This window comes from Brevibacillus sp. NL20B1, from assembly GCF_018195675.1.
Lineage (GTDB): Bacteria > Bacillota > Bacilli > Brevibacillales > Brevibacillaceae > Brevibacillus > Brevibacillus aydinogluensis.
In genome coordinates, this window is the sequence record NZ_JAGTPT010000030.1 from 15,263 (window position 1) to 36,311 (window position 21,049).

General features: G+C 58.0%; 15 protein-coding genes. 14 read left to right on the forward strand and 1 reads right to left on the reverse strand.

All coding sequences use genetic code 11. The features are described 5' to 3' along the window. Nucleotides 1–177: 177 nt before the first annotated feature. The 8 genes from KDN35_RS17470 (at nucleotide 178) to argH (ending at nucleotide 11,226) form a co-directional block, all read left to right on the forward strand. Entirely contained in the window at nucleotides 178–1,284 is a 1,107-nt protein-coding gene (locus tag KDN35_RS17470; protein WP_171567275.1) for a carbamoyl phosphate synthase small subunit, read from the forward strand. Continuing rightward, on the forward strand, nucleotides 1,277–4,513 hold the full coding sequence (carB, locus tag KDN35_RS17475) for a carbamoyl-phosphate synthase (glutamine-hydrolyzing) large subunit (protein WP_212133384.1): 3,237 nt from the start codon (nucleotides 1,277–1,279) through the stop codon (nucleotides 4,511–4,513). The genes KDN35_RS17470 and carB overlap by 8 nt, the downstream gene beginning before the upstream one ends. Further along, on the forward strand, nucleotides 4,458–5,429 hold the full coding sequence (gene argF, locus KDN35_RS17480; protein ID WP_212133385.1) for an ornithine carbamoyltransferase: 972 nt from the start codon (nucleotides 4,458–4,460) through the stop codon (nucleotides 5,427–5,429). Before carB ends, argF begins: the two co-directional genes overlap by 56 nt. A gap of 440 nt (nucleotides 5,430–5,869) precedes the next feature. Next, nucleotides 5,870–6,424, forward strand: coding sequence for a DUF5317 domain-containing protein (locus tag KDN35_RS17485; RefSeq protein WP_171567278.1), 555 nt, complete (start codon nucleotides 5,870–5,872; stop codon nucleotides 6,422–6,424). A gap of 709 nt (nucleotides 6,425–7,133) precedes the next feature. Continuing rightward, entirely contained in the window at nucleotides 7,134–7,736 is a 603-nt protein-coding gene (locus tag KDN35_RS20000) for an HD-GYP domain-containing protein (RefSeq protein ID WP_249179179.1), read from the forward strand. A gap of 171 nt (nucleotides 7,737–7,907) precedes the next feature. Beyond that, nucleotides 7,908–8,336, forward strand: a complete 429-nt coding sequence (locus KDN35_RS17495; protein WP_212133388.1) for a DUF4760 domain-containing protein — start codon at nucleotides 7,908–7,910, stop codon at nucleotides 8,334–8,336. 188 nt (nucleotides 8,337–8,524) lie between these two features. Beyond that, entirely contained in the window at nucleotides 8,525–9,784 is a 1,260-nt protein-coding gene (locus KDN35_RS17500; protein WP_171567281.1) for an argininosuccinate synthase, read from the forward strand. Then, nucleotides 9,781–11,226 (forward strand): argininosuccinate lyase, encoded by a 1,446-nt coding sequence (gene argH / locus KDN35_RS17505; RefSeq protein ID WP_212133390.1) that lies wholly within the window; start codon nucleotides 9,781–9,783, stop codon nucleotides 11,224–11,226. Before KDN35_RS17500 ends, argH begins: the two co-directional genes overlap by 4 nt. 207 nt (nucleotides 11,227–11,433) lie before the next feature. On the opposite strand, the gene KDN35_RS17510 is transcribed toward argH, so the two are convergent. Next, the gene (locus KDN35_RS17510) at nucleotides 11,434–12,591 is read right to left on the reverse strand and encodes an iron-containing alcohol dehydrogenase (protein WP_171567283.1); all 1,158 of its coding nucleotides are present in this window, start codon (nucleotides 12,589–12,591) and stop codon (nucleotides 11,434–11,436) included. 346 nt (nucleotides 12,592–12,937) lie between these two features. On the opposite strand from KDN35_RS17510, the gene ftsE reads away from it, so the two are divergent. The 6 genes from ftsE to KDN35_RS17540 all read left to right on the forward strand — a co-directional run bounded on the left by ftsE (nucleotide 12,938) and on the right by KDN35_RS17540 (nucleotide 21,044). Further along, nucleotides 12,938–13,624, forward strand: a complete 687-nt coding sequence (ftsE, locus tag KDN35_RS17515; protein WP_171567284.1) for a cell division ATP-binding protein FtsE — start codon at nucleotides 12,938–12,940, stop codon at nucleotides 13,622–13,624. Continuing rightward, nucleotides 13,614–14,510 (forward strand): permease-like cell division protein FtsX, encoded by an 897-nt coding sequence (gene ftsX / locus KDN35_RS17520; RefSeq protein ID WP_171567285.1) that lies wholly within the window; start codon nucleotides 13,614–13,616, stop codon nucleotides 14,508–14,510. Before ftsE ends, ftsX begins: the two co-directional genes overlap by 11 nt. Nucleotides 14,511–14,553: 43 nt before the next feature. Beyond that, the gene (locus KDN35_RS17525; protein WP_212133398.1) at nucleotides 14,554–15,756 is read left to right on the forward strand and encodes a murein hydrolase activator EnvC family protein; all 1,203 of its coding nucleotides are present in this window, start codon (nucleotides 14,554–14,556) and stop codon (nucleotides 15,754–15,756) included. Nucleotides 15,757–16,335: 579 nt separating this feature from the next. Then, on the forward strand, nucleotides 16,336–17,811 hold the full coding sequence (locus KDN35_RS17530; RefSeq protein ID WP_212133400.1) for a S41 family peptidase: 1,476 nt from the start codon (nucleotides 16,336–16,338) through the stop codon (nucleotides 17,809–17,811). 97 nt (nucleotides 17,812–17,908) lie between these two features. Then, nucleotides 17,909–19,177, forward strand: a complete 1,269-nt coding sequence (locus KDN35_RS17535) for a PDZ domain-containing protein (RefSeq protein WP_212133402.1) — start codon at nucleotides 17,909–17,911, stop codon at nucleotides 19,175–19,177. Between the two features lie 151 nt (nucleotides 19,178–19,328). Next, nucleotides 19,329–21,044: a YcdB/YcdC domain-containing protein gene (locus KDN35_RS17540; RefSeq protein WP_212133404.1), complete on the forward strand. Its 1,716-nt coding sequence runs from the start codon at nucleotides 19,329–19,331 to the stop codon at nucleotides 21,042–21,044. The last annotated feature ends 5 nt before the right edge of the window (nucleotides 21,045–21,049 follow it).

Below are 21,049 nucleotides of genomic sequence, written 5' to 3' on the forward strand. Positions count from 1 at the left end.
CCGGCTTGGCCGCTGATGCAGGGGAATCGGGCACATCCATGCAGCGAGTCGGAACGCGGCTTTCAGATCCCGTTGAAAAAACTCGTTGCATTTTTATAATTCAAAATGTATATTAATACATGACGTTGCATAAATTTTCGTGAGAGAGTGCCCTTTGGAGAGGAGTGGCTTTCATAGATGAATGGTGAGAGAAAAGGGTTGGGCCCGGGATATTTGACACTGGAGAGCGGAGAAGTATTTGCCGGGACGCTGTACGGCGCTCCGCTCACAGGATATGGCGAAGTGGTTTTTCATACAGGGATGACGGGATACCAGGAAGTGATGACCGATCCGTCCTTTGCGGGGCAGATCGTCACCTTTACGTATCCGCTGATCGGTAATTACGGGATAAACGACACCGATTACGAAGCGGCAAAGCCCGCCCTGGCGGGAATGGTCGTCAGCGAGCTGTGCAGTGCGCCGAGCCACTACCAATCCCGCCGCACGCTGGCGGAAGCTGCGGAGGCGTTTGGCTTCCCGATCCTGGCCGGGATCGATACGCGGACGATCACCAAGCGGGTGCGTCAGTCGGGTCCGCTGTACGGTGCGATTGCTGACCGGCCGTTGAGCGTGGAGGAGGTGGCGGCGCTTGGCTCCGCGCATCGGAAAAAATCGCTGGTCGCCGACGTCTCCAGCCGTCACATTCAGCGCTACCCCGGGAATCAGGAACACGTGGTGATCATCGATCTGGGCATGAAACAGTCGATTTTGGAATCGCTGTTGGAACTTGGCTGCCGCGTGACGGTTGTGCCGTTTGACACCCCGTTTTCACAGATTCAGGCGCTGCAGCCGGACGGCCTGCTCTTTTCCAACGGGCCCGGCGACCCGGCCGACCTGCTCGCCTACTGCGGCGAGTGGCGGAAGGCGGCGGAACAGTATCCGACGCTGGGTATCTGCCTGGGACACCAGGTGCTGGCGCTGATGTTTGGCGCCAAGACGGAAAAGCTGACTTACGGACACCGGGGGAGCAATCATCCGGTCAAGGAACTGGCCACCGGGAAAGTCTACATGACCTCGCAAAACCACGGGTACGTGGTGAGGGAAGAAACCCTGGACAAACGGCTGTTGACCGTGACGTACCGCAATGTCAACGACCGGTCGGTGGAAGGGCTGAGCCACACCTCTCTGCCGATCATGAGCGTACAGTTTCACCCGGAAGCGCATCCGGGTCCAAACGACACAACGCACGTTTTTTACCAATTCCTGCAGTCGATGCGCGTAGTGGGAGCGAAGAGATATGCCTAAATTGCCGCACATTCACAAAGTATTGGTCATCGGGTCGGGGCCGATTGTCATCGGCCAGGCGGCGGAATTTGACTACGCCGGGGCGCAGGCCTGCCTCTCGTTGAAAGAAGCCGGGGTGCAGGTCGTGTTGGTGAACAACAACCCGGCCACGATCATGACGGACGAACACGTAGCTGACAAAGTGTATCTGGAGCCGCTCACGGTAGAGTCCCTGACGGCGATCATCGCCAAAGAGCGGCCCGACGGTCTCCTGCCCACCCTGGGCGGTCAGACAGGGCTCAATCTGGCGGTCGCCCTGGCCGAAGCGGGAGTGCTCGCCCAATACGGGGTGGAACTGTTGGGCACGCCGCTGTCCGCCATCCAGAACGGGGAAGACCGGGAGCTGTTCAAGCAGTTGATGAAGCAAATCGGCGAACCGGTGCCTGAGAGCACGACCGTGGAGTCGGTGGAAGCGGCCGTCGCGTTTGCCGATTCAATCGGGTATCCGGTCATCGTGCGCCCCGCCTATACACTGGGGGGCGCCGGGGGCGGCATCGCCGAAGACGAACAGTCACTGCGCACGGTGGCGGCTCAAGGCATCGCTGCCAGCCCGATCGGCCAGGTGCTGATCGAGCGCAGCGTCAAGGGCTGGAAGGAAATCGAGTATGAAGTGATGCGGGACGCGAACGATACCTGCATCATCGTTTGTAACATGGAAAATCTGGACCCGGTGGGCATCCACACGGGGGACAGCATCGTCGTCGCCCCGTCGCAGACGCTGACCGACCGGCAGTACCAGATGCTGCGCAGCGTCTCCACCAAGGTCATCCGCGCGCTGGGTGTAGTCGGCGGCTGCAACATCCAGTTTGCGCTTGATCCGAAGTCGGATCGCTACTATCTGATCGAAGTGAACCCGCGGGTGAGCCGCTCCAGCGCGCTGGCTTCCAAAGCGACGGGCTATCCGATCGCCCGGATCGCCGCCAAGCTGGCGCTGGGCTACAACCTGGACGAAGTGCTCAACCCGATTACCGGTTACACATACGCCAGCTTTGAGCCGACGCTGGATTACGTCGTGGTGAAAATTCCTCGCTGGCCGTTTGACAAATTCCCGCTGGCCGACCGTCAGTTGGGCACGCAGATGAAGGCGACCGGCGAAGTGATGTCGATTGCCCGCAACCTGGAAGCGGCGTTGCTCAAGGCGGTCCGCTCGCTGGAGCAGGGCTGCACCCACCTCGTCCGTCCGGAGCTGGCTGCATGCAGCCGGGACGAGCTGGCGGGGCTGCTGCGGGATGCGACCGATGTCCGCCTGTTTGCACTGGCTGAGGCGATCCGCCAAGGGTTCAGCGAGGACGAATTGCACGCCCTGACTGGCATCGATCCGTTTTTCCTGCGCAGCGTGGGCCGGATCGTGGCGCTGGAGCAGCAGTTGGCCCAGAGCGATACGCTGGCCCCCGAGCTGCTGGCGGAAGCAAAGCGGCGCGGATTTGCGGACGAGACGATTGCCGCCCTGATCGGACGCACGACGGCCGAAGTCAAAGCGCTGCGGGATCAGGCCGGCATCCGGCCGTCGTACAAGATCGTGGACACCTGCGCGGCCGAGTTTGACGCGCAGACGCCGTACTATTACTCCGATTGGCAGGGGGACGACGAAGTAGAGGAGCTGACCGGGCGCAAAGTGCTGGTGCTCGGCTCCGGCCCGATCCGCATCGGACAGGGGATCGAGTTTGACTACTGCTCCGTTCACGCGGCCAAGGCGCTCCAGGCCAAGGGCATCGCCGCTGTCGTCGTCAACAACAACCCGGAGACGGTCAGCACCGATTACGAGACGGCCAACCATCTGTATTTTGAGCCGCTGCACGTGGAGGACGTGCTGCACGTGGCGGAGTGTGAGGGTGTGGATGGCGTCATGGTCCAGTTCGGCGGCCAGACGGCGATCAACCTGGCGGCCAAGCTGGCTGCGGCCGGCCTGACCGTGCTCGGCACGTCGCTGGATGCGATCGAACGGGCGGAGGATCGTGAACGGTTCTACGCGATGCTGCGCAAGCTGGAGATACCGCACATCCCGGGCAAAGGGGTGTCTTCCCTGGAGGAAGCGGCGGAGGTGGCGGCAACGATCGGCTATCCGGTGCTGCTGCGCCCGTCCTACGTGATCGGCGGTCAGGGCATGGTGGTCGCCCATAACGTCGAGGAGCTGTCGGCCACGATCGCGGAGTGGCTCAACCACCCTGACAGCCAGGTCTTTTTCCCGCTCCTGGTGGACAAATTCGTTCCCGGCCGGGAAGCAGAAGTGGACGCTGTGTGCGATGGCGAGTCCGTGCTCATCCCAGGCATTTTTCAGCATGTGGAGAAGGCGGGCATCCACTCGGGCGACAGCGTGGCGCTTTTCCCGGCGCCGGATCTGTCCGATAGTGTCAAACAGACGATCGCACGGTACACAGAGGCGATCGCCCGCGAGATGGGGGCGGTCGGTCTGATCAACATTCAGTTCGTGATTCACGACGAGACGGTCTACGTCCTGGAAGTAAACCCGCGCGCGTCGCGGACCGTGCCGATTACCAGCAAAGTGACCGGCATCCCCATGGTGGAGCTGGCCGTGCGCGCCCAACTGGGTGAAAAACTGGCCGGCATGGGCTATGGGACAGGGCTGCTGCCGGACATTCCGTTCGCCGTCGTCAAGGCACCCGTCTTTTCCACCGTGAAATTGAGCGGCGTCGATCCGGCCCTGGGACCGGAGATGAAATCGACCGGGGAAGTGCTGGGGCTGGGCCGTTCCTTCCCGGAAGCGGCGCGCAAGGCGTTCGCCTTTAAAGACAGCGTGCACCGCCCGTGGCAAAGGGGGCAGATCTGCTTCCTCTCCCTGGCCGATGCCGATAAGACGGACGGCGTGCTGCCCGTCATTCGGAAGCTGCAGGAACAGGGCGCAGTCTGGGCGGCCACAGCGGGAACGGCAGCCTGGCTGGGGGCAATCGGCTTTACCGTTACGCACGTGGTCGCGGACGAACAGGATCTGGCCGCGCTGCTGCAGAGGGAAGTCGTAGCTTTTTCGCTCATCACTGCCACCAAGGGGAACCGGCGGGGACGCAGCGGCTTTACCCTGCGGAGCCGGCTGGTCCAGCAGGGAGTTCCGCTGTTTACTGCTGTAGAGACGTTTGCGCTGTACGTGGAATCCATTACGGAGAATAGAGGTGAAGGGCATGCAGCCTGTGAAGATATTGGGTCACTTTGCAAGCGAGCAATTGGCCAGTTGTAAAGGAAAAGATTTGCTTCGCGTCGATGAATTTAGCGCAGAAGAGTTGACCTGGCTCCTGCAGTTTGCCGCCGAGCTCAAACAGCGGCAAAAAAGCGGTCAGCCGTATCAACCGCTCAAAGGGAAGACACTGGGGATGATTTTCGACAAATCGTCGACGCGCACCCGCGTTTCCTTTGAAGTAGGCATGTACCAATTGGGTGGCATGAGCATGTTTTTGAGCGGCAAGGAACTGCAGCTCGGACGCGGCGAGCCGATCAGCGATACGGCCAAGGTGATGTCCCGCTACGTCGACGCCATCATGATCCGCACGTTTTCCCACACAAGGGTGGAGGAGCTGGCCGAACACGCCAGCATTCCGATCATCAACGGCCTGACCGACCAGTTCCACCCGTGTCAGGCGCTGGCCGACATGCTGACGATCTGGGAGCACAAGGGAACACTGCAGGGCGTCAAACTGGCCTATGTGGGCGATGGCAACAACGTCGCCAACTCGCTCGTGCTGGCGGCAGCACTGCTGGGTCTGGACGTGCGCGTCGCCACGCCGCCGGGTTACGAGATGGACGGAGCCATCGTGAACAAGGCTGTCGCGTACGCACAGGCCAGCGGCGGCCAGGTGGTCGTCACGCACGATCCCGTCGAAGCGGTGCACGGCGCCGACGTCATCTACACGGATGTGTGGACCAGCATGGGCTTTGAAGCGGAAAACGAGCAGCGCCTCAAGGATTTTGCATCCTATCAGGTAAACGAGCAGCTTGTCCAACACGCCGATCCCGCTTACCTGTTCATGCACTGCCTGCCTGCGCACCGCGGAGAAGAAGTGTCGTCCGGCGTGATTGACGGTCCCCACTCCGTCATCTTTGACCAGGCGGAAAATCGTCTCCACGCGCAGAAGGCAGTCTTGGCAACCTTGTTGTAATGTTGTCAGAGAGTAATAGGAATTTCTTACCAGCAGGAAATTGAAGCTAATAGACTATGAATCTATCATTGCCGAAATTTGTCATCAACGTGTAAAATATAGGTAGGAAGCGCGATGAGGTACAGACTGTATTTGGTCGCTTGGTCTGTACGGAGCCAGTAGCGAATCCGCCCTCTTTTCGAACGGAAAGAGGAAAGCCGGGCACAGGCTGTATGTGGTCGCTTGGCCTGTGTCTTCCCAAGTAGCGAAACCAGCTTTCTCCACTATGGAAAAGGGGGGGAATGGGAATGAAAAAATGGTTCGTTGCTGTCCTGCTGGTAGCCGGTATTGTTGCTGCAACTTCTGCAAACTGGACGTCTTGGTAATAGACATAATAGCGTTGTTCGCGGAAAAACACCGCTTTTTAGTGGTGTTTTTTCACTGTGTTGGGAGGGGCTTACATGCTTGATGTCGTCGCTCTTTCTTTTGCGATTGGATTTTTCCGAGGCGGCCGGATAAAAGAGTTGCCAAAGTTTGCAGCATTGTGGAGTCTCATTGCCAGTATTGGATTGCAAATCATGTCACAGTTTGTTCCCCAGTGGTCGGGGTGGCTGGTCAGCATATCCTATGTGTTTGTGCTGTATTTCTTCTTTAGTAACCGTCAGCATGAGGATATGCGTGTATTCATGATTGGCTGGTTGTTAAACGCGTTGGTCATTTGGGCGAACATGGGGAAAATGCCGGTTGATCTGGAGCAGGCGCAGCGATTGTCCTACCCCATTGATGCGCTGGTGAATGGGACAGACTTCAAACACATTGCGTTAACTGTGGATACAAACCTGCCTTTTCTAGCGGACACCATCTACAAGCCTCTCATTATTCCTCGAGTGATCAGCATCGGTGATCTGTTCATCATGTTGGGAGCCTTCTTATTAGTGCAGCGACTTATGAGTAAGCCGGTATCTTTAATAAGGCTGAGAGAAGGAAAAAATTATGCAGGTAAACACTCAAGGTGATAAACTGTTGCAGCGTCTGATTATCCATGCAGTTTTTCCTGCGGTAGTTATTTTCATGGTCTTGTTGGCGCTGCCGTATTGGGAGCCAAAAAGCCACTTGCCTGTTTTGGTTGCTTTTACACTGCTTACCATTATCTGTTCGTTTGCTCCGTTCCGGACGCCTGATGCGACGTTAACGCTTAATAATGCCGTGATCCTGTCGGGCCTTTTACTGTGGGGAGAATGGGTAGCCGTTTGGTCTTGTTTGCTGGAGGTTATCATCCTTGGGTTCTTGTTTCGATCTTCCGTTGCTCGTACAATGGCCAACGCGGGTCAAATGCTGTCGACGGTCTGGATTGTTGGCTGGGTGCATACCTGCTTGCAAACACTTCATGTTCCTTGGGCGATTTCCGACCTGTTGCTGATCCTTGCATATTGGCTTGTAAACACTCTGCTATGTGCCATTTTGATCGCTTTCTACAGCGGTGTTCTCTGGACGACTGCTGTGAAAAACATGTTGACACGCGGTTCCGCTACCTACATTATGCTTTTGATAATAGGGGGTATGGGAGCAAGACTGGTTGATCACTACGGAGTACTTGCACTCATCCCTTTGGTAGCGGCTTTTGTCATTATTAGTATCGTCTTACGGCAATATTATGAAAGCATTCACAAACTCGCTCAAAAAATGGACGAGATCAAATCCTTCAATCACAAGTTCCTCACTGCCATGGCTGCTTCCATCGATGCCCGTGACCATTACACGAGCGGCCATTCCCAGCGGGTGGCTCACTGGGGACGGGAGATTGCCCGGGCGATCGGGCTGTCGGAGGAGAAGGCGGCGGAGGTGTATTTTGGCGGGATTTTGCACGACATCGGCAAAATCGGCATTGAGGATCAGATTCTCAACAAACGTGGAAAATTAACACCGGAGGAGTACGACAAGATCAAGCAGCACACGGTGATTGGATATGATATCATCCTGCAGGCGGGCATGTTTCACGAACTGCTGCCGGCCATCCGTTCGCACCATGAGCGAATCGACGGCAAGGGCTATCCGGACGGATTGGCTGGCGAAGAGATTCCGCTGATGGCCCGCATTCTGGCCATCTCTGACGCCTTCGACGCGATGGTGGCGGACAGGCCGTACCGCAAAGGACTGCCGGTGGAGGAGGCCCTGCAGGAGATCAGCCGCGGGGCGGGGACGCAGTTCGACGCCGAACTGGCCTATCATTTCATTCGCATCATCAGGGAGTTGCCCCGCGATGAATTGGAAACGATTATACGGCAGAACGCGCAGCCGCAGCGGCATCTGCAGGAGGTGGCCCGATAGGGTAGCCTCCTGCTTACTTTTTCATCAGCAAGGCCCCGGAGCTCGGACGAGACGGGGATTTTGCTGTTCACATGCCGGGTATTTGTGGAAAAATTCCAACCAATGCTTGTCATTTTACCTGGACTGGGACATACTGGAATCGAATTGCAGCTTTTTGTGAGGTGATGGCGCTTGATTCCTACGTACAAGGATGCGGACATTATTCTGAAATTGTATGATCAGTTTGAATCGGAACGGCTGCGGGCCGCGAGACAGTGGTTCGACACCTCGCTGGCGGAAGAGGGGCTGGATTACGACGCGTTTTTGCGACACTTTCCGCGCGGCAGCGAAGGCTATAACCACTTTGTGACGCTGTACGGCTTTTTTGAGATGGTAGGTGTGCTGCATAAAAACGGCCTCGTTCATCCCGACCTGCTGTTTGACATGTGGTTTATCAACGGCTTTTACCGCCGGATGTATCCGGTTTTCGTCGGATGGAGGGCGCAGGGCGACATTCACGTGGCGGAAAATTTTGAACGGCTGGCCGTGGCCGAATTGAAGTGGATCGGCACGCACAAAGGAAAAGAATACGTTCCCGAGGTACCTTACGCCCGCAAGTAAGGAAGCGCCGGACAACCATCAGGGGGGTCCGGCTTTTTGCATGGCGGAACAGCTTTACGCCCACGCAGCCTGATGCAGGTAAGCAGGTAATAGGCAGTGAAAAGGACAGCATAGAAAAGTGGTTGTATTTTTATAAGTTAGTTTGTATAATTACTCATGAACAAATTTTCACACAGGGAGAGGGAACGATGGCTAGAGAGAAAATCGTATTGGCCTATTCGGGCGGTTTAGATACATCGGTAGCAATCAAGTGGCTGCAGGAAACGTACAACTACGACGTGATCGCAGTCGCGCTGGACGTGGGTGAGGGCAAGGACCTGGAGTTCGTGCAGAAAAAGGCGCTGCAGGTGGGGGCGCTGAAATCGATCGTGGTGGATGCAAAGGATGCGTTCGCCCAGGAGTACGTGCTGCCGGCACTGCAAGCGAACGCCATGTACGAAGGGAAGTATCCGCTGGTGTCAGCGCTGTCCCGTTACCTGATCTCCCGCGTGCTGGTGGAGATCGCGGAAAAAGAGGGAGCGGTGGCGGTCGCCCACGGCTGCACCGGGAAAGGGAACGACCAGGTGCGCTTCGACGTGTCGTTTACGGCATTGAACCCTAATCTGAAAATCGTCGCGCCCGTTCGCGAATGGGGATGGTCCCGCGACGAAGAGATCGAGTACGCGAAAAAGCACAACATTCCGATTCCGATCGATCTGGACAATCCGTACAGCATCGACCAAAACCTCTGGGGCAGAAGCTGCGAGTGCGGCATTCTGGAAGATCCCTGGGCGGCCCCGCCAGAGGGTGCGTACGAGCTGACCAAATCGATCGCTGATGCTCCGGACCAGCCGGAGGAGATTGAGATCACCTTTGTCAAAGGCGTGCCGACCGCGCTGAACGGGGAAGAGCTGCCGCTGGCCGAGCTGATTCTGAAGCTGAACAAAATCGCCGGCAACCACGGCGTTGGCCGAATCGACCACGTGGAAAACCGCCTGGTCGGCATCAAGTCCCGCGAAGTGTACGAAACGCCGGCGGCAACCACGCTGATTCTGGCGCACCGCGAGTTGGAGTTCTTGACGCAGCCGCGCGAAGTAGCCCAGTTTAAGCCGATCATCGAGCAAAAGATGGCCCAGGTGATCTACGAAGGTCTCTGGTATTCGCCGATCCGCAGCGCGCTGCAGGCGTTTATCGAGGAAACACAGCAGTATGTTACCGGTGTCGTGCGCGTCAAGCTGCACAAGGGACACGCCATCGTCGTCGGACGCAAATCGACGTCGTCGCTCTACAGCCACGAGTTGGCCACCTATGCGGCGGGCGATCAGTTTGACCACAAGGCGGCACTTGGCTTCATCAAGCTGTGGGGCCTGCCGACCAAGGTGTACGCCCAGGTGAATGAAGGCGTGCTCCGCGAAAATGCGAAAACGGCAATTAAGATCTTGGACGAAAAGGATGCGATCGTGCAATGAAACTCTGGGGAGGACGCTTCACGAAGCCGACGAACCAGCTCGTGGAGGAATATACCGCTTCCATTACCTTCGACAAGCAGATGTGGCGGCAAGACATCGTCGGCAGCCTGGCACACGTGGCGATGCTGGGCAAGTGCGGCATCCTGCCGATGGAGGAAGTCAGACAAATCATCGCCGGTCTGAAAAAGGTAAAGGAGAAGATCGAGCGGGGACAGGTGCAGTTTCTCGTCGAGCACGAGGATGTGCACATGAACATCGAAAAGCTGCTGATCGAGGAAATCGGCCCGGTGGGGGGCAAACTGCACACGGGGCGCAGCCGCAATGACCAGGTGGCGCTCGACATGCACCTCTATCTGCGGGAGAAGCTGATGGAGATCATCCAGCTGGCCACGTACCTGCAGGAGGCACTGCTGGAACAGGCCAACCGCCATCTCGACACGGTCATGCCCGGCTACACTCATCTGCAGCGGGCCCAGCCAGTCCTGTTCGGCTACCATCTGATGGCGTACGTCTCGATGCTGCAGCGCGACATCGAGCGGATGCGCGACTGCTGGAAACGGGTCAACATCCTGCCGCTCGGCGCTGGCGCCCTGGCCGGCACGACATTCCCGATCGACCGGACGTTTGTAGCCGAATTGCTTCAGTTTGACGGCATCTACCTGAACAGCATGGACGCTGTCAGCGACCGGGACTTCATCGTCGAATTTCTGGCGGACGCTTCCCTCCTGATGGCCCATCTCTCGCGCCTCTGCGAAGAATTGGTCATGTGGAGCAGCCAGGAGTTTTCGTTTGTGGAACTGGATGACGCGTTTTGCACCGGCTCCAGCATCATGCCGCAGAAGAAAAATCCCGACGTGGCCGAGCTGGTGCGCGGCAAAACCGGACGCGTCTACGGGAACTTAATCGGCCTGTTGACCGTGCTGAAAGGGCTGCCGCTCGCCTACAACAAAGACATGCAGGAAGACAAGGAAGGCATGTTTGACACGGTGGCAACGCTGCACGGGGCGCTCGCCCTGTTGACGCCGATGATCCAGACGATGCAGGTGAAAGCTGACCGGATGCGCCAGGCAGTGACGCAGGACTTTTCCAACGCCACCGATCTGGCCGACTACCTGGTTCGCCAAGGCATGCCGTTCCGTCAGGCGCATGAAGTGGTGGGCCGCACGGTGCTCTACTGCATTGAGCATCAAAAATACCTGCTGGACCTGAGCCTGGATGAGTTTCGGCAGTTCTCCGAGGCAATCGGGGAGGACGTGTACGAGGCGCTGGCCGTGGAAACGGTCGTCAATGCGCGCAACGTGCTGGGCGGCACCGCCCGCAGCCAGGTGGAGGCGCAGATCGCCGCGTATCGCAGCCTGCTGGCTGAGACGCACGCGTGGGTGGAGAAAAACAGCCAAAAAGTGATGATTGAATCGCTGATTGACGTCGGTTCGCCGGTGTGAGCAGGATTGCGCGGGAGTGGGAGTACGTCCCGTACCTTGACGCTCACCTGATCGCCAAGACGGGCCGGCAACGGTGGACTTCGGCCATAATCGGTCATGCCGGCCGGCAGCGACAGACTCGTGCCAGCCGATCGGCAGCCACAGACAAAAAAAAACGGATAGAAGCCTTGATGGGGCTCCTATCCGTTTTTTTCGTTTGTTCTGACGTTACAGGCACATCCGCAAAATGGCGGCCACGTCGTCGCTGGTCAGCTTTTTGAAACGGCCGATCGGGCCGAATGGCGTTGCTTTTTCCGCCATCAGCTCCAGATGTTCGTCGCCGATCTGGTAGTCGGCCAGACGGGTCGGGGCTCCGATGCGGGCGAAGAACGCTTCTGTGGCGGCGATGCCCTCCAGCGCCACTTCGTCGTCCGTCTTGCCGGACGGGTCGACGCCCCATACTTCCACGGCGAAGCGCTTGAAGCGCTCCACGTTTTCGCGGTAGACGTAGCGCATCCATTTCGGGAAAATGATGGCCAGTCCGCCGCCGTGCGGGATGTCGTAGACGGCGCTCACCGCGTGCTCGATGGAGTGGGTGGCCCAGTCCGTCTCCACGCCGACCGGCAGGGTGCCGTTCAGGGCCATCGTGCCGCAGTAGAGAATGGTGGCCCGAGCGTCGTAGTCTTCCGGATTGGCCAGCACCCGTTCGGCGTATTCGATTACGGTTTTCATAATCGACTCGGCAAAGCGGGTCTGCAGCGGAATCTCCTGCGTGTGGGTGAAATACTGTTCAAACACGTGCGACAACATGTCGCAGATTCCGTATACCGTTTGGTCGCGGGGGACGCTGAAGGTATTCTCCGGATCGAGGATGGAGAAGGTGGGGAAGGTTGTGCCAGCGCCAAATTTTTCTTTCGTCTCCCAGTTGGTGACGACGCTGCCCCGGTTCATCTCCGAGCCGGTCGCTGCCAGCGTCAGTACGGTGCCCAGCGGCAGTGCTGCCTGTGGTTGGGCTTTGCGAGTGTAGAAGTCCCAGACGTCTCCCTCGTACGGCACCCCAACCGCGATTGCTTTGGAGGCGTCAATCACGCTGCCGCCGCCCACCGCGAGAATCCAGTCCACCCGTTCGCGGCGGCACAGTTCAATCCCTTTCTTCACTGTGGACAGCCGCGGGTTGGGCTCCACGCCGGGCAGTTCGTGGATGGTGCAGCCCGCCGCCTGCAGCAGGGCGATGACCTTGTCGTACAGGCCGTTACGCTTGATGCTGCCGCCGCCGTAGACCAGAAGGACGGTGGAGCCGAGTTGGGCGGCTTTTTCCTTCAGCTTTTCCAGCTGCCCGCGTCCAAAGATCAATTCGGTGGGATTATGATAGACAAAATTGTCCATGGAAAACGTCTCCTTTCCGAGCGGATTCCCTTATATTGTAGACCATCATCGTAGATGGAACCAGTTTGCAAGTGCAGGGCCGAATCTGTCGGATTGGTGCCAAAGTTTTTGGAAATCGACAGGAAATGAGAGATTTTGTGGATTCCCACATCGAAATCGGGTGGTATAATAGGAGAGATAGCGGTCGCCGCTGTGTTTTGGCACCAAGCGTCAGCGGACGACGGATCCGTGCGAGCTTTGTCGGAAAGAGAAACATAGAGAAACAATCAACCAACAGATACATGGATGGATGCGGACTGATTTTGTACTACATAACAAGGAACTGACAAGGTAGGATGTGATTGGCTTGATCGAGATGTTTGACGTGTGGAAGACCTACCCCAACGGGACCAATGCGTTGAAAGGGATCAATGTTCGCATCGAAAAGGGCGAATTTGTCTACGTGGTGGGACCGAGCGGTGCAGGTAAGTCCACGTTTATCAAATTGATGTACCGGGAAGAAAAACCGACCAAAGGCCAGATTTTCCTGGGCGGTTTTAATGTCAGCCGGATCAAGGAGCGGCAGATTCCCATGGTGCGCCGCAGCATCGGCGTGGTGTTTCAGGATTTCAAACTGCTGCCGACGCTCAGCGTCTACGAGAACGTGGCGTTTGCCATGGAAGTGATCGAGACGCCCCCCAAGCAAATCAGGCCGCGGGTGATGGATGTGCTGGGCCTGGTCAAATTGAAGCACAAGGCCAAAATGCTGCCGAACGAACTGTCCGGCGGCGAACAGCAGCGCGTCGCTCTGGCGCGGGCGCTGGTCAACAATCCAGGGATCATCATTGCCGATGAGCCGACAGGCAACCTGGACCCGGACACCTCCTGGGAGATCATGAATCTGTTTGAAGAGATCAACCAGCGCGGCACCACAGTGGTCATGGCTACGCATAACCGCGAAATTGTCAACACGATGAGAAAACGGGTAATTGCCATTGAAGCGGGACAGATTGTCCGTGACGAGCAGAGAGGGGAATACGGTTATGAAGATTAGAACGCTGGGACGCCACGTCCGCGAAGGGGTCAAAAACCTCGGTCGGAACGGCTGGATGACGTTCGCTTCGATCAGTGCCGTGACCATTACCCTGCTGATTCTCGGCGTCTTTCTCATTCTGGCAATGAACGTCAACCATCTGGCCCAAACAGTGGAAAAGCAGGTGGAGATTCGCGTCTTTTTGGATACGCTGGCCACTCCGGAAAACGTCAAGGAAGTGGAACAAAACATTCGCGCGATTCCCAAAGTGGAATCAGTTGTGTTTATTCCCAAAGCCGAGGGGCTCAAGCAGCTAAAGGAGAGCATGGGCGAGAAGGCGTACCTGTTTGACGGACTGGAAAAGGAAAACCCGCTCCCCGACTCGTACGTCGTCAAGACCAAACTGCCGCAGGACACCGCCGACGTGGCCGGGCAGATCAAAAAGCTGGAGTTCGTCGAAAGCGTCAACTACGGCCAAGGCACAGTCGAAAAGCTGTTTGCCGCTACCAGTACGATTCGTAACGTGGGCATCGCCTTTATCGTCGGTCTGGGCTTTACCGCGATGTTTTTGATTGCCAACACGATCAAGCTGACCATCGTGGCCCGCCGACGGGAGATTGAGATCATGAAGCTGGTGGGCGCGACCAACTGGTTTATCCGCTGGCCGTTTTTTGTCGAAGGTCTGCTGATGGGACTGCTGGGTGCGCTGATCCCGATCGTGCTGCTCACCGTCAGCTACTACTATTTGCTGGACGCCGTCTACGGCAGCATGCCGGCTGTCCAACTCTTCAAACTGCTGCCGTTGTTCCCGCTCGCCTACCAGGTGGCGCTAATCCTGGCCGCCATTGGCGCGTTTATCGGCATTTGGGGCAGCCTCGTGTCTGTCCGCCGCTTCCTGCGCATCTAGGGCGTGTGAAAAGAGACAACACATTTCACTAGGGAGGAGTACCATGAGGAAGAAGAAGATTCTGCTATCACTCTTGGTGACGGGCCTGTTGAGTGCGGCAGCCGTACCGGCGACCGTGGGCCTGGCAGCGAGTAAGGCATCCCTAGACAAGATCAACCAGGAATTGAATGAGATCAAGAAAAAGAAAAAAGCACAGCAAAACCAGGTAAAAGCGATCGAAGGGGAGATTTCGTCGCTTCAGCGCAAGCAGGCTGACCTGGAGAATGAGCTGATGCACATCGACCTGAAGCGCAACGAGACGCAAAAAAAGCTGAACAAGCTGGAAAAGCAGATGGAAGAGACCAAGGTAAAGGCGGCCGAGGCGCAGGATCAGTTGGATGAGGCCAAGGAGCGCGTGGCCAAACGTGATGCCCTGCTCAAGACGCGCGTCAAATCCATGTACGAACGCGGCAACGTCTCGTATCTGGACGTGCTGCTCGGCGCCTCCGACTTCGGCGATTTCCTCACCCGGATGCAGGGGCTCAGGCTGATTGCCGAACAGGACACCCGCATTCTGGAGGACAATATCCGCGACAAGGAAACCATCGAAAAGAAAAAGAAAGAGATTGACCATCAACTGGCCGTCTACGCTGACATGTACGAAGAGGCGGAGAGGCTCAAGGCTGAACTGGACAAGCAGTACAAGCGGAGCGTCGCGGTCAAGGCAGAGCTGAAAAAGAAAGAAAGCGAGCTCCACGAAATTCTCGAAGAAGAGGAACAAAGCCTGCTCGCCCTGATGAAGCAGGAAGAGGCCAAAATGGCGGAACGGCTGCGCGCCATGACTTCCAGCGGCAGCGGCTACAAGGGCGGACGCCTGGCGCTGCCGATCGATGACGGACTGTTCCGCTTCTCGTCCGGTTTCGGCGTGCGCAGCGACCCGTTCACCGGCCGTTCGGCGGGACATAACGGCGTGGATATGGCCGCGCCCAAAGGGACGCCGATCAAGGCGGCAGCACCCGGCATCGTAATGTTTGCCGGTTATGCCCGCGGGTTCGGCAACACGGTGATGATCAAGCACAACAATGAGCTGACCACGCTCTACGGCCACATCATGGAAGGCGGTATCCTGGTGTCGGTGGGACAACGAGTCGAAACCGGTCAGGTGATTGCCAAAGTCGGCTCCACGGGACGCTCCACCGGCAACCATCTGCACTTTACCGTCTATCGCAATGACGTTGCCGTTGACCCGATGCCGTATCTCAGATAACCATACGCGTTCTCGCAGAAACGGGAAGCACGGAAAGAAGGAATCACGGTCACTTTCCGGGCTTCCCGATTGTTCAATCGGCTGCTGTTTGCGGTGGGGTACCGCCTGACGCTCATCCCTTTTCTCCTCCCCACACAGTCGGTGATTGGAAGTTTCCGTCAACTCTCTGCCGCCCCCTGCGCGTGTGGTACAATGAGAGAGGTGTGCCATTATACCGCAGTTTTTCGCCGGCTTATGCAGGAGGAAGGCGGCCGCAGACAGCAACAGATGAGCAAGCGCAACGGAACAAGCAGGAGAACAGGCTTTGCGGCCATAAAATTTAAAGAAGAAAAGTTTGCTGTTTCTTGCATCAATCAACCAAGAAGCGGCCAGACTGGCAGATATGAACAGGGTGAATGGGTCAGCGGTCCGAGAAAACGCATAATCGGGCAGACGTCTTCATTTGTTCGGTACGTAAGCAGCTGTCGACCTTGCTCCCCTGCATGCGGTAACGGTTTTTCGGCAAATATTGCCATGCGCAGTTGCATACACTAGCTGCATACCTTTTCTTACGGGAGCACAAAGGATGGTGTCGTGACGATGAAATGGAATGGACGTTCCGTGCTTGCGCTTGTGCTTGTATCCATGGTCGCCAGCAGTTTTCTCACCATGGGTCTGATGAAAAACTGGGCTGGCGGGAGCAGCAACGGGACGATAACTGCTTCGGCAAGCTCGCTGTTCAGAGGCAGCCAGGAGTATCCGCAAGAGTTTAAAAAGCTGCTGGAAGCCTATTCGGCCATCAAGCAGGAGTACATTGAAAACGTGTCGACCGGCCAACTGGTCGAAGGGGCGATCAGCGGCATGGTCGGTTCGCTGAAAGATCCGTACAGCGACTACATGGACCCCGCGACAGCGGAAGAGTTCAACTCGACGCTTCACTCCACCTTTCAGGGAATCGGGACGGAAGTGACGATGCAAAACGGACGCGTGACCGTCGTCTCCCCGTTCAAAAATTCCCCGGCGGAAAAGGCGGGGCTTAAGCCAAACGACCAGATTATCAGCGTCAACGGTGAGTCGCTGGAAGGGTTGGACCTGCATCAGGCGGTCACCAAAATCCGCGGGCCCAAAGGCACCAAAGCGGTGCTCAAGATCATGCGGCCGGGCGTGCCGGAGCCGCTGACCATCGTCTGCATTCGGGACGACATCCCGATTGAGACGGTCACCAGTCAGATCATTGAGAAGAACGGGGTCAAGATCGGCGTAATCAGCCTGACCCAATTCTCCAGCGATACGGCGGACCACTTCAAGGAACAACTGGCCGACCTGGAGAAAAAGGGGATCGGCGGCCTGGTCATCGACGTGCGCGGCAACCCCGGCGGGTATCTGCTGGCCGTCAAAGAGATCGGCGAAGTGCTCATCCCGAATCGGGGCAAGATTGTCCAGATCGAATACGGATCGAACAGCAAGGAGAAGGAAGAATACTTCTCCAAGTCCGACGAGGCCAAACCATATCCGATCGCCGTACTGATCAACGCAGGCAGCGCCAGTGCTTCCGAGATTCTTGCCAGCGCGATGCGCGAGAGCGGCGGCTATAAACTGATCGGGGAGAAGTCGTTTGGCAAAGGCACGGTGCAAAGCACGATGGAGATGGCGGACAAGAGCCAGCTCAAGCTGACCATCGCCAAGTGGCTGACACCCAAAGGCAACTGGATTCACGAAAAGGGCATCGAACCGGACGTGAAGGTCTCCCAGCCGGACTACTTCAACGCCACCCAACTGCCGACGGACAAGGTGCTGGCCCGCGACATGGCCGGCAGCGACGTGAAAAACCTGCAGTTGATTCTCAGCGGCCTGAAGCTGTCGCCGGGCCGAAACGACGGCTATTTCGACGAAAAGACAGAGCAGGCGGTGAAGCAGTTCCAGGCGGCGCACAAACTGCCGGTCACCGGCAAGGTGGATGCGGCGACGCGAACGGCTCTGGAGGACAGCCTGCGGGATGAAATCAGAAAGCCGGACAACGACCTCCAGCTGCAAAAGGCGCTGGACGTCGTCAGCCGCGATGCGAAGGCAAAATAATCCAGCGCAGCCAGGCAGGGAATCCCTTGCCAGTCGTAGAAATGGTAACCACGGCAGAGAAAGCCGTGGTTCCTTTTTTGCGACAGAGGTGAGGCAATTGGCATTACATGGCGATCTCCTATCGATTGCATACGGGTTTGGGCAGTTTTTTCTCCACCCGTTTTTCTATCTGTTTCTGTTCGTCATTTACCTGCACTATCGCAAGCAGATGAACCTGGAACGGCAGTTGTTTGCCGTGCGCATCCAGACGCCCTTTCTCCAGACGATGCGTTCCCTGGGCATGGGAGCAGCGGGAGGGCTGCTGGTCTCCCTGTTGGCCGTGGGGCTGGGTATCGTGGTCCAGGTACAGGACCTCTGGCTGCTGTGGGGGCTGGCGCTGCTGCTCGCCCTGATTCGACTGCGCTTTCTGTGTTTTGCCTACGCAGCCGGCTTGCTGACCCTGCTCCATATGATTGCCCAGGTGGCTCCGGGGGCGGTGGACATCCCGGTGATCGGCCCGGTGTGGAATGCGATCGGACAGGCAAAGCCGCTGCCGCTTCTGGCGCTGGTCGCCGTGATGCATCTGATCGAAGCCATGCTCGTCAGCTGGAATGGGGGACGGGACGCCTCGCCCCTGTTTGTCGAAGGAAAGCGGGGGCGGATTGTGGGCGCGTACCTGCTGCATTCGTTTTGGCTGACACCGCTGGCCCTGTTTGTGCAGGTGGAGCCGGGCAGTCTGAGCGGAGCGCTTTATCCGGGCTGGCCGTTCTTTTCGCCCGAGACCGCATCGTACGGCCTCCTGCTGCTGCCGACAGTGACGGGTTACTCCGACTGGACGCAGACGCAGACGCCGGAAGGGAAGGCGCGTCAAATCGCCAGGCAGTTGGCGCTGTACGCGGTGGGGCTGCTCGGACTGGCTGCGCTGGCCGTCTGGTGGGCTCCGTTGACGCTGCTGGCCGCGCTGTTTGCCCTCCTGGGGCATGAAGGACTGTTCCTGTTGAGCCAATGGCAGGAACGGCAGCGGGCGCCGTATTTTGTTCCTTCGTCCCGAGGGGTCAAGGTGATGGCGGTCATACCGGGAACGCCGGCGGAAGAGATCGGCATTCGGCCGGGAGAGGTCATCGTCAAGGTAAACGGGCTAAACGTTCGCGACAAAGAGGACCTGTACCCGGCGCTGCAGGTGAATCCGGCTTTTTGCAAAATGGAGGTGCTCACGCGCGACGGTGAGATCAAGTTTGTGCAGTGCGCCGTCTACGCGGGCAACCACCACCAGCTCGGCATCATCGTCGTTCCCGACGCCTCTACCCGGGTGTACGTGGACATGCAGCGGGTCGGCGTGGTGGAGTTGATCAAACAAAAATTGGAAAAGTTACATATTGGTGCGTAACCAATCGCCTGAACCCGTACCCTGCCGCTTACGCGCGGCCGTCCGGGTTTCGGGCGGTTTTTTATTGCCGGCGGGCTTGACAGACCGCAACGAATCAACCGGTTTTTGCGTCAAATGGGTGTGAACTGGAAAGAGAGAAAGGATGAACCAGATGGGAGCATATCGAAAGTATGCGGCGGTGTTCTGGACAGGGGCGCTTACGGCGGCAAGCCTGCTTGTTTCGCAAATGGCGGCGGCCACCCCTCTTTCGAAGCCGCATGCAGATGTTGCGCCGCATGCAGAGTCTGCACAGACGCAGAAGGCACCCGATCCCATCCCCGCGCCGGTCTCCAAAGGCATACAGCATCTGGTCAGGCTCGTTCCGGAGCTGGCCAGCCGCGTTGTCGTCTACTCCGGACCTGTCGACGGACCCGGCATCAGCGGCGATAGGGTCACGTTTGGGATCCGTGGCGATGCGGAGGAGAGCAGGGACTGGGCCGTTTTTCATCCGCAGACGGGCGATCTGCTGAGCCTGGAGATTGCGCCGGAGCAGCCCAATACGGGACCCGCGCTTGAAGATCAGCAGGTGATCGAAAAGGCATCGGCATTTTTGTCCCGCTTGCATCCGAACGGTTTGTCGTACCGTCCCCGCGGCGTGACGCGCCAGGGCGAACTCAGGACGATCCGTTTCGTTCGCACCATCCACGACATCCCGCTTGATGATGGCTACGATTGCTTCGTCACGGCAGACAAGTCCGGCCGGATTGTCGGGTTTCGCACCTTTGACGGCGCCCTTTATCAAGAATGGAGCCCGGCGTCGTTTCCTTCCGCGCAGCGGGCGATGTCCCCCGAGACAGCCAAGCAGCGCTACGTCCAGAGTCATCCGCTGGAGCCCGTCTATCTGCTGCCGAGTCGATCCGACAGCCGCACACCGGTCGAGGCCCGGCTGGTCTACGCGATCAGGGATGGCGTGGTGCACGGCCCGCACTCCGGCAGCGCGCTGGATGCCGTGAAGGGGAGCCGACTGGCAGCATCCCGTCAACAAGCAGAGGTTCGCACGCTGACCGTGACGGGAACAGGCGAAGCATGGACAGCGCGGACAGAAGCGGAAGCGCAGGCACTGGTCAAGCGGGCACTGGGGGCGGATGTGCAAAAGCTGCCGGTGACCATCTATACGGACATGCTGGACAACGGTGAGCAGCACCGCTTTTTTATCTGGGGGTTTTTTGAAGAGGGCGTGGGCGACCGGGACAAGGTATATGCCCTGGGCCAGTTTCCCAGCGGTCTGAGTCCGGCATTGCGCACCCACGTCCTGCTGAAGACGGACGCCGCAACAGGCCGGCTCATCAACGTCGTGCTGGACGATGGACTGCACGGGGGGCCCCCAACGGACAAAAAGCGGGATTGGGCGGCTGCCACCGCCCTGCTGGAGCGCTTGCTGCCCGCTGGTACGCACAAGCTGCGCGTACAGGATACGGGAGGGGAAAACTGGACCACGATCACAGCCGATCCGATCGTCAATGGCATTCCCGTCGTTTGGGAGGACGAAATGGAGGAAGAGGGGGCGTACACCATTTCCGTCAATCCGCTGGACGGTTCGATCAAGCAAGTGTGGCTCGCTCAACCAGACTGGGCCGACGTCCGCTATCCCTCGCCCGCAGCGGCTGTCTCTGAACAGCAGGCGGTGTCGGCCCTGCTCGATGCGTACCCGCTGGAACTGATGTACGTCCGCGGTGATTGGCTGCATACGGAAGGGCAGACCTGGCAGCTTGCCTACGATCTCTCGTTCCGGCAGTCGCGTTCCTACTGCTATTGCGGCGTGAAACCGAAGGTGGACCTGACCGTTTATGTGGATGGACATACCGGGAGCGTCGTCGTCCGTGAATGAAACGG

Excerpts from the sequence above, each read along its gene's own strand:
- KDN35_RS17470 (WP_171567275.1), top strand. The coding sequence starts at position 178 with ATGAATGGTGAGAGAAAAGGGTTGGGCCCGGGATATTTGACACTGGAG.
- ftsX (WP_171567285.1), top strand. The coding sequence starts at position 13,614 with ATGAAGATTAGAACGCTGGGACGCCACGTCCGCGAAGGGGTCAAAAAC.
- KDN35_RS17500 (WP_171567281.1), top strand. The coding sequence starts at position 8,525 with ATGGCTAGAGAGAAAATCGTATTGGCCTATTCGGGCGGTTTAGATACA.
- argF (WP_212133385.1), top strand. The coding sequence starts at position 4,458 with ATGCAGCCTGTGAAGATATTGGGTCACTTTGCAAGCGAGCAATTGGCC.
- KDN35_RS17485 (WP_171567278.1), top strand. The coding sequence starts at position 5,870 with ATGCTTGATGTCGTCGCTCTTTCTTTTGCGATTGGATTTTTCCGAGGC.
- KDN35_RS17540 (WP_212133404.1), top strand. The coding sequence starts at position 19,329 with ATGGGAGCATATCGAAAGTATGCGGCGGTGTTCTGGACAGGGGCGCTT.
- argH (WP_212133390.1), top strand. The coding sequence starts at position 9,781 with ATGAAACTCTGGGGAGGACGCTTCACGAAGCCGACGAACCAGCTCGTG.
- KDN35_RS17510 (WP_171567283.1), bottom strand. The coding sequence starts at position 12,591 with ATGGACAATTTTGTCTATCATAATCCCACCGAATTGATCTTTGGACGC.
- KDN35_RS20000 (WP_249179179.1), top strand. The coding sequence starts at position 7,134 with ATGGCTGCTTCCATCGATGCCCGTGACCATTACACGAGCGGCCATTCC.
- KDN35_RS17525 (WP_212133398.1), top strand. The coding sequence starts at position 14,554 with ATGAGGAAGAAGAAGATTCTGCTATCACTCTTGGTGACGGGCCTGTTG.
- KDN35_RS17530 (WP_212133400.1), top strand. The coding sequence starts at position 16,336 with ATGAAATGGAATGGACGTTCCGTGCTTGCGCTTGTGCTTGTATCCATG.
- carB (WP_212133384.1), top strand. The coding sequence starts at position 1,277 with ATGCCTAAATTGCCGCACATTCACAAAGTATTGGTCATCGGGTCGGGG.